The sequence below is a fragment of the Synechococcus sp. CBW1004 genome, assembly GCF_015840715.1.
In the GTDB taxonomy this organism is placed as follows: Bacteria; Cyanobacteriota; Cyanobacteriia; order PCC-6307; family Cyanobiaceae; genus Cyanobium.
Map to the genome: position 1 here is coordinate 3173194 of NZ_CP060397.1, position 15100 is coordinate 3188293.

A 15100-nucleotide genomic window follows, 5' to 3' on the forward strand; every position below is an offset into this window, starting at 1 on the left:
GCGCAGCCGCCGGCGATCAGCACCCTGGAGCAGCTGGCGCAGACGCCGCAGGATCAGCTGGAGAGGGCTCTGGAGCAACTAGCGAGCGCCAGCCGGCCGGACACCGATCTCTATCGCAGCAGCTACCGGATTGCTCCGGGCCGCTCAGCCTCCTCAGCCCCCAGCCTGCAGACCTACGGCATCGATGCCTCCGGGCAGCCCACCTGGGCTGCCGCCAACACCCTGGCGCCGGCCGTGCAGGAGAGCAGCCCGGCCGGGAGCCCTGTTCTGCTGGGGGGCAACACGCAGCTGTCACGTCAGCAGCTGGTGGTGGCTCCATCTTCTGAGCTGCCGGAGAATCTGGCCCGTGCTGAACCGGGTGGTGTTGCTCGAGAGAAACTAAATCTTTATAGCTTGGAGCCGTTAGCCAGCAGCAACGGGAATAGCGACGGCTTCTTTAACAATCCCATAAAAAACAAGACTGCAAATAATACTATACCTTTCTTTCTCACTAGTGAAAATACGCGGCGATGGTCGTGGTTTGGACTCTCCCGCGAGCGCATCCGAAATGCATCTGATCTTAGCGCGAATGAGTCTGATAATAGAATTAGCCTCATATTACAGGGCAGTCTAGGAAAGTCAAATTTCTCCACCTCTTCACACTTCACCTACAGCATAGCCAGGGTTCGCGCTGACTATCAATCTCTTAGAAGTAATAAAAGATACAAGAACGCCGATGGTTTCATCGAAGTTCTAGGGCAATCTGAAGCGGGAGTATCCGGATACATTGGAACCGAATATAGCTACGAGAATAAGATTAGTGGCGGAGACCTGACTAGTGTTAACACGAAGTACGGTGTAGGTGTAGACTTATATCTTAGACGTGTTTACAAAAATCCCGAAAATGGAACCATTCGATTAAGTAACTACGATGCCTTTGGCTATTCCTTGGAGCAGAGTCTCTCCAACCCTTCGGGAATAGAGTTGGGATGGCTCTCTACGAGCGGAAAAATCCCCGCATATGTGAAGCCGATTGTGGGCATCGGTGGCCTTACCCTTAATGCCATTAAAAATCGGGATAAATTTAAGTATTGGAGACGTACGGGCGATCTGCCCGGCTTCAAGACTCCTGGCAAGGACGAGTTGGACGCAAAGAACGTCGGCCTGTGGGCTAATATAATCAGTACAATTGCTGGCCTTGAAACAGCCGTGATAGGTCCAGTCCTTGTGGGTCGTGAGAACGTCCAAGACAGCAACACATTTTCGAAAGGGGAGGGAATATCGGGGTTTGTCAGGATTACGGGTGGTTGGCTAATCAAGGGTATAGCGGGTCCGCAATTAAGTTTTGCAAACAACTTCAACTATTATACTTCTGCTACTTCCTCCGATGTAGCCAATACTTTTGAAGATCGTCTACTGATCAATGTCGGAGTAGCTCTACCGCTCGGTATCTACTTGCCCCTTTTAAGCTACACCAGCAAGTTTGGATCAGGCGTCGGACCTGGGACAAATCTTTCTGAGCCGGAGGTTGTATCCACTGTGGAGGTGGCTGCAGCAGCAACAACCCAGAAATCCGCCTTCATCAGCGCCCCTGATGGTGCCGCCTACCCCCTCAGTTACGCCCCCCAGTCTGCCGATAACAGCTACTTCGCCCCCGATTCATCGGCTGGAGCCACCAATCCCTATCTGCTCGGTGCCAGTACGGAACCTCTTCTGCAGCTGAGCCTGGTTGCCTACACCGGCGCTGTCAACAGCGGTTCTGGAGGCGATGCGCCGTTGACCCTGGTGAACTCTGGCCAGGACCTGGTGGATGGCACGTACAGCGACGTACCGATCCTGGGCCTGGCACTCACGGGTGGCATTGGGGCCTTCGCGAAAGCCTCCTTCACGGTGGCCGGCGGCAGCATCGAGGCCGCAAGCCTGCAGATCACGGCGGGGGGCTCCTGCATCGGCCTGCCGGAAACGCAGCCGGGAAGCGGTATTTATGCCCTGGTGCTGGATGTGTTTTCCAGCGGCATTGCGATACCACCTAGCAAGGATGTGGTTGGCAATCCCTTCGCCAATTTGCCCCTGCTTACGGTCGATAGCACCAAGCAGAACTCGCCGCTGTCCGCCAGCGCGATCCAGCGGATCAGCGGCGTGAGCAGCGTGCCGGCGGAGTCCAGCAGTCAGTCTGCGGCTGCCAGCACCGCCGTGATCTATCCGGAATACAACCCAGTCACCGGGCAGACCAGCGCGCCGCCCAGCAACGACAACGGGCCTTATACCTATCAGTCTGTTGCTGTCACCCTTCAGGACGATTCAGGGGCGACAATCACACTGCTCAACCCCGACCAGCCGACGGCCACGGTGGTGCTCAGCGGCGGCACAATCCAGAGGGTGGATCTCAATCAGCCGCTGCTTTTCAGCAGCGGAACTTCCGGTGGTGCTTCCGGTGAGGCGTACTCCGTCACACTCACCCTGCCGGCGGCTGTGGTGACGTCGCTGCAGCAGTCGCAGGCGCCGCAGGAAGCGTATTCACCCAGCTACGCCTTCAGTCCCCAGAGCCAGGCCTACAACAACGTGGTGGCCGAGGAGGAGTTCAGCGCCCAGAGCGGTGCGCCCGACTCCGGGGTCTATCTGGCGTCGGGAGTCAGTGATCAGTTGCCATTGCTGCCTCAGATGGCCGGCTGGCCGGTGCAGAACCGTGTCACCTACAGCACGTTGAGCAGCGATGAAGGCGTCACCACCTGGGTGCTGAATCGCCTCAAGCAGACGCCAGCAAGCCCGAGCCAATCCGGCAGCACGGAGAACGCCCTACCGATCGCTCCACCCTCGCTGCGAGAGGTGTACCAGGATCAGGAGTCGGTATTCACGGCTGCCAGCCATCCCACGGCGGTGACCATCGCCGGGCCGCAGGGTGCGACCTACAGCGGGACGACATTCGTTGCTTGGGTGGAAGCCTCCGAGCCCGTGATCCCCTTCACCAGCGCTGATGGATCCAGCAACTATCAGCACTTCATGCAGGCGCTATATGGCAACCAACGGATCAATTTCCGCATCCTGCAGACCGACGGTTCCTGGGAGAACCCATCCCTGTTGGATCTCTACAGCCCGGATGGAGCCGTGATCAGCCAGCTTCGGGCGTTTCAGATCGCAGGGTTGCAACCCAGCAGCTGGTACCCGGATGGCGTCGGCACCCTGCTGGTGTGGGATGAGCTACGCATTGACGCCATTCAGGATGTGACGGCCGCGGAGGGGGCTGGCGCTTCCATCCCCAGCGTGCTCAAGGCCGGCTGGATCAACCCCAACGCAACCTCGTTCCAGTGGAACGATCTGTTCAGCTTCACCGACGCCAGCGGCCAGGCGGTCTCCTCGATCCAGACCATTCCCTGGGATGCGAGCACGGCGGTCGGGCTGACGATCAGCGACATCAGCGCCGGCTCTCTGCCGGTGCTGGGAGCCGATGGAAGTGCCGGCACCACGGCGCTGATCAATTTCAGTCAGACGGTCCGCACCCCTTACCGCCAAAGCGTGCTCAATGATCAGCCCACTCTGTACCTGGAACTCGGTGCCCTGCAGAGCGGCATCAACACCATCAACATCGGCACAGTCCAGGATCCAAGCACCACCTCCACCTTCGCCTCCGACACGGGGCTGAATTTCACGATTCCCGGGGCGTTGCCCAAATCCACGGCAGCGGCCGTGCAGAACGTCGATGGCACCGGCGTGCTGAGCACAGGTCTCGGTACACTCAATGCCCCCACTCTGCTGATCACTCGCAACATCCCCACGCAGGTGGCGGTGTTCAGCGGCAGCATCAACGGCACCACCCTCAGCGTGACCAGCCTGACGGCGGGCCGCCCGCAGGTGGGTGATGGCCTCAGCGGTGCCGGCGTGAAGGCGGGCACCACAATCACCGCCATCCTCAACGCCGACTCCACTACTGGACTGGGCACCTACACGGTCAGCCAGAGCCAGAGTGTGGCGCCGGAAACCCTTCAGGCGCTGCCGGCCGCAGGGCTGCTCAGTTTCAGTGGATCCATCGACGGCACCACGCTCACGGTGAGCGCGCTGCCCCAGGGCGAACTGAATGTGGGCGATGTGGTAGCAGGGCAGGGGGTGGCTCCCGGCACCCGGATCACGGCCGTGCTGTCTGCCTTTGACGCCGCCACGGGCCAGGAGGGCACCTATGCCGTGGATCGCAGCCAGACCGTGGCCGCCTCAGCGCTGCTGGCCACGCCGCCACCTCCCAGCGATCCCTACACGCTCGAATTCTGGGCACAGCTGCAACCCGGCAGCAATCCCGATGGCGCCGGCCTGGTGGCGCTGGGTCAGCCATCGGCAGGCGCTGTCGGCCCGGCCGTGCTGCCGGAAGGCTGGCTGCTGGGGGCCAGCTTTGTGGTGGACCGGATCACCTATCAGCAGGCAGCGGGCCAGGGGCTCATCACCGAGATTCCCAGCGGCCAGAATGCCAAGGACACCTACGCCTGGGGATGGGCGGTGGTGGCCACCGGGGCCGACACCACCGCGCTGGGAGGCAATGGCGGCAGCAACCTTTATAGCAATGCACTGCAGATCAGCAACCTGGTCAGCGGTGTGACACTGCAGGGCGTTGACAGTTTTCTCGCCAATTACAATGTCGAAGCCAGCGAGTTGATCGGCATCAATGGCAGTACGGCTGCCACGATGATGAGCCTCCCGTTCATGGAGCTGCAGGTCGACAACTTCCTGGACAGCAGCAACGATAATCTCCCTACATCCAGCCTCAATGGCATCGACGTGGATACCTCCTCGGCGGTGCTCAACGGCGGCCTGGTGCTGGCTGCAGATGTCAGCGATAACGCCGATCTCGATACCCTGTTTAACAGCCTTTGGAGCTTTCAGGAACTCACCGGAGAGGCCAAGGTGAGCTTTGATCTTGCCCCTGGCAGCAGTGACAGCACCACGACACCCGTAGCCAGCAGCAGCGAGCGCTATAGCGGTTACAAGCTGAAATTTACCCTGCTCGATGGACCGGCTGTATCGGTGAATGGAGAGGGACAGCTGGTGTTTGATGTGGCGCCGGGTGTGTCGATCACCGGCACCACAGATCTGCGCGATGGCGCCTGGCACTATGTCGCCGCCACCTATCTGCCGCAGTATGGCAACGAAACAGTGCTAGGCCCGAACGGTGCGCCGACCCAGCCGCCGACACTGAACGGGACTGCCACGCTGGTCGTCGACAACCAGGTTGTGGGCACCAGCTCTGTGCGGGCGGCCTATGCCGCCAATAATCTCAGCGATCAGGCGTTGTTACTGACCAACAACGCCGGGGGGGCCATTGATCAATTGGCTCTTTACGGCAAGGCCCTCACCACCAGCAGCCCGCCGGTGGGAGTTTCAGGGGTGTGGCCGCAACCTACCGCCAACGAGGCCCTCGCCTTGTGGGGTGCCGCCGGGGTGGTGGTGCCTGGGCAAACGCCGGACCAGGGATCCATCCCCGGTGCCCTCACGTCCCACTGGGCAGCCAGGGATGTGAATCCCAACGGTGCTGAACTGGCCACCTACAGCACGGTGTTTGATCCCAGAAGCGGCAGTTGGTCGCAGGCCACCACACTCAATCCGCTGTTGGCCGCGCAGCCTACCAACCCCAGTGCCAGTGCCGGTTCGCTGCAGAACGATCTGGTGATCGCCGTGCCCACCAGCAACTGGACCTCTACTAACAGCTGGGAGGAAACTTCTAGTGGTGAGAGCACATCTGATGGCTTCTTCAATCCCGCCAATCAGCAGCTCACGGGTGTCGCCGTCACGTTGACGAACACGACAGAGACGAGTCAAACGCCTGTCACGATTCAGTTGGCAGCGGATCAGGTGTTGATCGGAGACCAGCCGCTGCAGCTGCTTCAACCCCTGGCCCAGGGAACCTCTCTGAACTACACCGTTCTCAGCGATGCTCCGGCCTTCAATCTTGTGATCCCTAGGGATCAGATCACACCACGGGATCTCTACAACGCCACCTATACCTTCACATTTTCCGATGGCACCAGCGTCAGCAATGCCACGGCAGTACCCGTGAATGCTTTCGCCAGCAGTGTTGCCACCAGTGGCTTGGGCAACAGCGCCGTGCAGGCCACAGTTGAGAGCCGAAACAAAGCACTGGCGACAGCGGCGGTGCTGGAGCAAGCGCCGCTGCAACTGGAGTACATCGACAGCGGCGAAGTGTTCCAGAGTCGGCCGACGGCAGCATCCACCAGCAACACCGCGCTCAGCAATACACCCGAAACATTCGGCACATCCCAGGTGTTCGGATCGTTCCAGGATTCCAGTGGCAACACCAACGGGTGGCTGGCGATCGCCCAACCCAGCTCCTTGAATGCGGCCAGCAACCCCGCCGGTCGCATCTGGATTCAGTACACCGGTCAGTCGACAGATGGAACGCCGAGCAGTGATCCGGCACAAGCTCCGACCACCTGGCTGAATGCGCTGGCGAACAGCAACTTCTCTCCAGACGCCCCCAACCTGCCGCTGCTCGGAGATGCCTTTTATCCCAGCAGCACCGGCGGCCTGTTGATCCAGGCCGATCCCACGGCGGGCTGGAGTCAGCAGATGGGCCAGACCATGTTGGTTGCCGATGTCGATGCTGACGGGTTTGAGGACCTGGTGATCGCGGCACCTGCCGCGAATGGGGGCGGCAAGATTTACATCATTAACGGCAAGTGGATTAGCAGTAATCTGACCACGGAGACGGGCGAGGTGATCTTGAATCTCGCCAATCCTGAGGCCTTTGGCAATAATGTTCTCGTTTTGGAGGCCCAGCCCCAGGCCCTCAATTCGGATGGCAGTGGCTATGACACCAGCGTGGCCGGCTTCGGGACGGCACTGGCGTTTGACAGCACCACCACCACCCTCTGGATCGGGGCGCCACGGGTGCTTCAGCAATTGAATCCTGGCAGTAGCGATTCCCTCAGCTCCCTGGTGCCATGCGGCGCCATTTACAGTGTCGATCTGTCTGGTGGCGCCTTCCAGGAAGATCTGATCTCGCTAAGTCCCACCTACTACGGAACGAGCGGAATGGCCATTGTGCCTGGAGCCGCTGGTGGCTCTGATACCACCTACTGGGGCAGCGAACTGGGCACAGCTCTTGCTGTGGATGGCAGTGGCAATCTTGCCGTGTCGGCTCCGGGGGTCTTCGCCAGTCTTGCTTATAGCGGCACAGAGGCGGTTCAGAAGCAGGCTACGGAAGGCAAGACGATCACAACTCCCTATGGCGATGGGGCCCTGGTGCAGATTCAGTTGCCTGATGCAAGCGGCACTGTGTCGTCGCTGAATGGCGGCGCCAACCCCGATCTCCAACCTGTCGCCAGGCAGAGCATCAAGACAAACAGCGTACTGGCTACAGAAGAATCGGCTTACATGCAGACCCTCAAAACTCTGCAGAGCGTGCAGATTGCCGATGCCACTCTGTTCAACAATCAGGCCTATCAGGCTGCGGCTGTGGGGGCGGTGTATGTCTTGCCGGCAGCTTCGCTTGCGTCGTCATCGACCTCTGCATCCCCGCTCAGTGGCGTCTCACTCCCTGGCAGTGGATACACCCTTTATGGCGCCAATCCCTGGAATGTGCTGGGCCCCTCCGGCTTCGGTAGCAGCCTCGCCTTTGCGGATCTGACCAACAACAATGGTAGCCCGATGCTGGCCATCGGAGCTGATCAGGCCGGAGGCTCCGGGGCTGTCTATCTGGTGGATACCAGCCAATCGTTCAGCGACCCTTCGGGCTCGGGCTGGGTTCAAGACATCAATCTGGGCAGCCAGCAATACCTGGCTCATCTGGCCAGCGCGCTGACGCTGTATGGGGCTGCCTCAGCGGACAACTTCGGCAACGGCCTCGTCAACCTCGGCGATGTGAACGGCGACTCCTATGAGGATCTGTTGATTCAGGCTTTCAATGCCTCAGGCGGAGCTGGCAATGGCTATGTGCTGTTTGGCACCGATCAATTCAGCTCCACATCAACGATCAACAACCCCGCAGCCGGCAATGTCGCCACCAGCACGATCGGCCAGATGAAGCGGGCCGATGGGTCCAGCTTCACGGCCCCTATTCTCAGTGAACTGGGGTATGGCCCGAGTGCCTTCACGGGTCTTGGCAGCTTTGGCCCCGGCGATGTGAATGGCGATGGTTTGCCTGACGTTCTGCTCGGTGCTGGCGGCGATGCCAGTGCCTATGTCACCTACGGTCAGGACTATCTCGAGTCCATCAGTGATCTGCAGCTGCAGAAGCTCACCAGCAGCACCGGCTATCGCCTGCAGGGCCTGGCCACCACCACCCAGGGATCCTTGCGTTCGATTGGTGATTTCAACGACGATGGCTATGGCGACTTCATCTCGATCCAGCCAGGAGATCTTTACACCACGGTGCGTCTGCAGTTGGGGGCTAACACTCAGGAGATCCTGGCGGACTATCTCTACGAGTACTACAGCTTCACGGTGGCCAACGGCACCGAGGTGCTGGGGGCGGGTGATGTCAATGGCGACGGTTATGCCGACATCGCCCTGTTCCTGGAACAGAACCTGAGCAGTGCAGTTGATGGTAATGCCGGCGCTGGCAGTACCACCGGCATTCTGTATGGCCGTAGCTCTGACCAGCTGCCGATCGGTTCCGGTTTCGGACTGCAGGCCCCTGTGGATACCTCCAGCCAGCCACTGGCGGCGCTGCCGGCCAATGCTATCCCCGGTGCCCTGAGCACCCAGGCGCCGGCGATGCTGGCGGAGGATGGCACGATCTATGCCGTCTGGTGTGACGAGACAGGCAACGGCGATCTCTGGTTTGCCCTGAGCAGCGATGGCGGCAACAGCTGGAGTGATGACACCAACCTGAGCAATGCCGTTCCAGGCCTGGTCAGTCTTCAGACTCCCTCACTGGCCCTCTTCAACGGAAGCCTATTTCTCGCGTTCCTCAACAGCGACAATCAGGTGGAGCTGTCCAGCTGGAACCCTGCATCCGGCAATTCCGCCAATTGGAGCTCCCCAACGGTGCTCAGTGATGGCAGCAGCCCTTTTCTTAGCGGCCGCACCCCTCAGCTGCTCGCGACCGGTGATGGCCTGACGGTCACCTGGGCCAACGTCGAGGACGAGGAATCCCTTTACAGCTCGCTCAGCACCAGTCCGCAGTCCTCGCCCTGGACTTCCGTGGATCCCACCGAAAATGGAGGCGCATCAAGTTTCAATCCGGCTCTCGCCATTGATGCCAGCGGCACCATCTATATGGCCAGCCTGGGCTTGGACAATCAGCTCTACTGGACCTCCAGCAGCGATGGCGGCCAGAGCTGGGCCAGCTGGCAGGAGCTGCCCAGCGGCATGACCAGTCAGGACGCCCCCTCGCTGGCGGTGCTGAACGGCAGCCTTTATCTCACCTACCTGGGGTCCGGCCAGGAGCTGACCATCACCCAGCTGACCGACGCAGCCAGCAATTCCTGGGCCACTCAGACCGTGATCAGCGATCAGACCGCCAAGCTCGGTCTGGGTGCTGTCGCAATCGGCGAGACCGAGAACGACGTTGAGGGTCTTGCCATCTACTACGTCGCCAACGACGCCAGTGGGCTGATCCTGCGCACGTGGTCGCCCACTCCCCTCACCTCCAGCAGCTGGTCGGACTCCCAGACACTCGGTGCCACCAGCACTTTCAGCGGCTTCACCACCTCCAGCCCACTGGCGGTGACAAGTTTCAATGGAGACACCTATCTCGCCTACATGGGCGATGCATCAACGTCCAACACCACGGCGTACATCGCCACTGCATACAGCAATCCCAACTCCACGTCGGACTGGGAGACTGTTGTTACGCTTGATACAGGCAACACCAAAGGCATCGGGCTCAGCAGCGACAGCGAGCAGCTGTTGCTCAACACCAGCGATATCGCTAACGATCAGCAAGAAACTTATTCCATTTCCCCCGGCGGTAGCGCTGGTGATCAACGCATCCAGTCCAGCCGTTATAGCATAAGCAACACCGCCAACACAGCCACTCTTCTCGCTATTCCTGCAGCTGCCAACAACGCAAACTTGCTGCTTGCGGTCAGCGATCCCAGCAATGGCAATAGCGTCGCCATCAGCAGTCAAGGCGGCTGGCTGCAGCAGCGGCAACTGCTGGAGCGACTCGAGAGCACAGATGGAACCGTCAGCTTCTCGCCGATCAAAACCCAGGGCCGATTCAGCGCCACCCTGCTGAACGGGGCACCGGTCCTGGCAGTGACGAGCGAAACGGTGGATGTCTATGCCAGCACTGGCAATACAACCTTTACGCTGGCTTCCTCATTCAATTACGAATCCAATGCCAGCGGCCAGGGTGTAGGTGCTATTACCACCACCGACACCGGTCTGGCACTGGCATACACATCCGACGGATCGGTCACGCTTCAACGGCTTGATTTTCTTCAGTCTGATGGCACACCTGTCGATGGCGTCTCGTTCAGTGCTGACGGCAGTCTTGATACCAGCAGCAGCGATCTGCTGTGGCAGGGCATCACCCTGACGGCCACCGAAGGAATCAGCACCGATCTGGCCACGACCCCCCTGAGTGTGAACGGCACCCTGCTGCTGGGCAGCACCAGTAACGCCAGCGGCAGTGCCAATCAGCTGCAGCTCACTGCCATCCCCGTCCTCAGCAATCCAGACAGCACCACCTGGTTGAACAGCACGGTGCAGCTCCCCGACGGCAGCGGCGGCTGGACGGTGCAACAGCAGAGCGGTGGGAGTTCCGGTCTTACGGCGGCTCAAACCGGATCAAGCCTCTCGCCTGTTGGTGATCTCAACAACGATGGCTATGCCGATCTGATCGTCACCGCCAGCAACGTGCTGCTCAATCCGGGTAGTGATCCGTCCGCCGCTGCGCAGGGCACAGGGCTACGGGTGATCAGCGGTGCGGCCACCAGCGCCCAACTGCTCAGCAACAACAACGCCACCGCCAACAGCCAGACCGTGCAGGTGGCGCCCGGGTTCGGCAGCAGCAGCAGCACACCTGTGGCCTCGCTAAGCGCCTCAGTCAATGACGCGCCCACGCTGGTTCTTCGTGCTACCGATCAGAGCAGCGGCCAGGGTTCTGAACTGCAATCCCAGCCCTCCAACACGGCGAGTTCCTGGGTTGCCTCAGCTGGCGAACTGGCCTCTGCCCAGCAGTTGTTCAACCCAGCGACACCCCCGGCCGCAGGACCTCTGGGGCTTGGTCTGGGCTTCGGCGATCCAGCCTTGAACACCACAGGCAGCTTCGGCGATCTCAATGCGGATGGCTATCTCGATTTCCTCGTGGGTGACACCACGTTTGCTTTTGGTGTTACTGGCAGCGTTGGCTGGCATGTATGGAGTATCCGCGCCGCCGGGGACGTGAATGGCAACGGGACGGATGATGTGTTTCTCAGCCTGTCACCGGCAGAGGTCCCTCAGAGTAGCTCCGGCCAACCGCAGGATCTCCAGGCCGTGCTTGTGGATGGATCCCTGTTCGAGGTGGACAGGACCTCGAATAGCTTCAGTCTCAGTTTTCTGCGTGCGCCCCTGGAACCTGGCTCGATGCTGCAGGCCTGGATTCAGCCGGTGCAGTCCTTCCAAGCCCCGGCAATTGATACAACCTCTGAGACATCTCCCTTTAAACTAACCAATACCGCCACTGATAGCTACGGATTCAACGGCGGCAACATTGCCACCACCGTCTCGGATGACGGGGTCGGCTATGTCATTTCCCAAGGTCCCCCTGGTGCCTACTTCGCCCAAGGCGAGATTCCACTGCAGATCCAGAGCATCAACGCGTTGACTTCGGAGGTGCTCAATCTGGGACAGATCACTGCCTCGACACTATTCGGTAGCGACAGCGCTACGCCGCTTGTAATCTATTTCTCCACCAATGGAGCTATTTTCTTCCGAGGTCGCCTGTATCTGGCGATGCAGACGTACGCAACCACTGAGGACTATGAGAATACACAGAATGGTCTTCTGGCCATTTCCTCGATTGCTATTGAGCATCTCACGGCAGAAGGGATCGCGGATTCGGCTAACTGGAGTACTTACACGCTTCCTTCCGCCTACGCATCCACGTTTGCGCCGGCTTTGGTCAATGAGGGTGACCGTCTCGGGCTGTATTTCGTTGACACCACAACCAATTACCTGAGTGGTGTCTATGCCTACGAACCCGAGGAGGGTGCTGCTGATTGGGGGGCGGTGAACGCCGGCGTGTTTATGCCGGGTTCCATCGAAACCATCCAGACCAATCAAGGGCCGGTTACGATGAATACGGGGGGAGATGAGTATGCTAATATTGCCGCAACGAGATTTCTCGGGCGGACGATTGTAGTCACAAATGATCCCAAGGGGCCGTACGACTGTATACTTTTGGAGCAACCTCTGGCCGGCAGTCCCTCCCGGTGGAATCACTACGAACAAGCGCTAACCTCCCCATATGGTGGGTTGTGGCTCCAAGCCAATGCGACTCAGTTATTTCTTGGCGCACCCGATGGCTACTCGGTCTGGGGTGAGGACCTCGATGAAGGTAGTCCTGTTGAAGAATATTCGTTTTCCGTAAATTTTCCTAGGGGGCAAATCGGCAGCCTGCTGTTGCCAGGCTCTGGTCTGAACATTTTCGATTTTTACTCCACCGGTAATGGCGGCGTTGCGGCCGATGGAGAAACGAGCTCCAATTTGGCCCCGTCCACCTGGTTGGCTACGTCTGGCACGCCGATCACTCCGTCGCTGGCTGGCTTTTCCATCGATGCCAACATCGATACCAACGGCGATGGTTTCATGGACATGTTGGTGTCCGATCCGTCGAATCCAGCTGCCGGTCTTGCTAATCAATATGTCCTGTTCGGCGGCGACTACAACCAGCTGGCCTCCCAGGTGGGTACACCCGCCAACGATGTGCTGATCGGCACTCCCCTGGCCGATGTGATCTACAGCATCCAGGGCTCCGATCAGGTGGCCAGCCGCGGGGGAGCCGATGTGATCTACGGCGGAGCTGGTGATGATCAGATCTCGATTACCGACAATGCATTCATCCGCATCGATGCCGGTTCCGGCTTTGATGCCCTGCTGTTGGAAGGTGAGGCAAATCAGCCCTACGACTTCCGCCTTGCTGTTGCCACCCCCCAGTATTTCGCTGGCACCAAGCTACGCGACATCGAGCTGATCAGCTCGATCGATTACGGCGCCAATCTGCTCTCGTTTGATGCGGCGGCGATCAACGCCATCAACCCCGATCGGGTGTTGTTCGTCACCCCCGATGCCAGCGACAGCATCGCCCTCAGCAGTGAATTTGCGCGCAACGCCAACTTCGACACCAGTTACGGCGGCACGCTCTGGAGCGCCTATGCCGCTGCCCCGCAGAGCGCTACGCCCGCCAGCGCGAATCCAGCCCTGCTTTACGTGCGCACCCCCACCGGCCAAACCGCCGACTGGCTCAGCTCGCAGGTGAGCACCACCGCTACCGCGCCGGCCCTGAGCGCGTCCGTTCAATCGGGCGAGCCCCTTGCCTCCCTTCCCACTCCCAGCTCCATCGCCGACACTCAGGAGTTCGGCAACGGCTTCACCCTGCTGGCCCTCCGCGAGGCCCCCGGCGCCGACACGGTTCGCTTCGCGATCGAGCGCAGCGACACCCGCAAGCGTCAGACGGTGCTCTATGCCTCGTCATCGCAGAACAGCAGCGCTGAGCCCGGTCGCCATTACCCCCCCGTGGCCGGCCTGCTGGCGTTTGAGATCGGAGAACTTCGCAAGGACATCACGATCCCGATTGATGCCGCCGCCTTTGCAGCGCTCCGCCGGGGCAGTGTGTCCTTGTCGGTGGAGGAGCTGCCGGATCTGGGACAGCAGGAACGGCACCTGCTGTTCCGCCCCGCCGCCGCCCCCGATGGCGCTGTGCCGGTGCTGTCGGGCTTCGACTTCAGCGTGGATCCCTCCTCCAGGTCGGCGCAGCTGAGTTTCCGCGCTGATGTCAACAACGGCAGTGGCTCGCCCAACACGCTTCGTTTTCAGGTGGGCCAGCGCAGCACTGCCGATGCTGCTGCCCCGTTGGTTGACAGCCTCAGCACCCTTGCCGTGCTGGATGCCGTCGTGTCAGACAGTTCGGTGCCGCCCGCCTACAACAGCGATCTGGCGGCCTATGCGCTGGACACCGACCAGCGCCACAACGCCCAGGTGCGCAGTCAGCTGAAGCTGGATCTGATGGTTCAGGGCAGCGACCCTGCGCTGTTCCTCTCCGGCCCGGCCCTGCGCTGGAGTTCGCCGGCCAGCAGCACCGGCGGCGGCAGCCTGAGCTTCGATCAGACCGTGAACCTCTCCGCCTGGCGTGCGGATCAGGGCACCGGTGCGGTGAGTTTCGCCCTGGTGAGCGGCGACCGGAGCGTCTCCCTGCTGGAGAACGCCATTGGTGGCAGTGCTGGCGCGATCACGCCCGATGCGGCGCTCGATCCGGGCAGCAGTGGCTGGCGCAGCACGGAGGGCAAAGCCGTGGGCAGTCAGGCGGCCTTGAGCAACCTCAATCTCACGGGCAGCACCTGGACCCCAACCGCCAGCCGGGATGGTCAGCAGCTGGCCCTGCAGGATCTGCAGGTGGATGGCAACTGGATCAACGCCCGGTTCGAGGGCGGCGTCAGCCTGCAGCTCTTTCTCGACGCCATCACCAGCGCACCCACCCCGACGCCCGTGCGGCCGCAGGTGGATATCCAGCGCCTGGCCGGCCAGGACAACGGGATCGGGTTCTATGCGGTCGATGCGATCACCGGTGCCGTGGATGGGCTGAATCCCGGCGACAGCGGTTACCTTGAGGCGGCGCTGCGGCGCTCCGAGGCGGCTGACCTGCTGCTCGATGCCAGTGAGCTGCCGGCCTACGGGCAGGAGCGGACCTATCGCGAGCTGGCGCTGGACCCCAATCAGCAATACGGCGTGCTGCTGCTGGTGGATGGCAGCCGCGATCGGCTGTTCTCCTCCTTCGCGGCGGCGAATCCCGGCGGTGCGCCCCAGATGCTGAGCCTTGGTAGTGACAGCAACGGAATGGTGCTGGGGATCGAGGATCTCTCGGTGATCGGCGGCCGCAGCGATGGTGACTACAACGATCTGATCGTGAGGCTTGAGAGCGTCATTGTGGCGGTGTTGTGAGGGGCTGACGCCTCATTGCGCTGGTCAGGCC

At 60.7% G+C, this 15100-nt stretch carries 1 protein-coding gene; it reads left to right on the forward strand.

Going from position 1 to position 15100, the window contains the following annotated elements; translation table 11 throughout:
• The first annotated feature begins 1524 nt into the window (after positions 1-1524).
• Complete coding sequence (locus tag H8F25_RS15075; RefSeq protein WP_197211108.1) at positions 1525-15069, forward strand: DUF4114 domain-containing protein; 13545 nt, start codon at positions 1525-1527, stop codon at positions 15067-15069.
• The last annotated feature ends 31 nt before the right edge of the window (positions 15070-15100 follow it).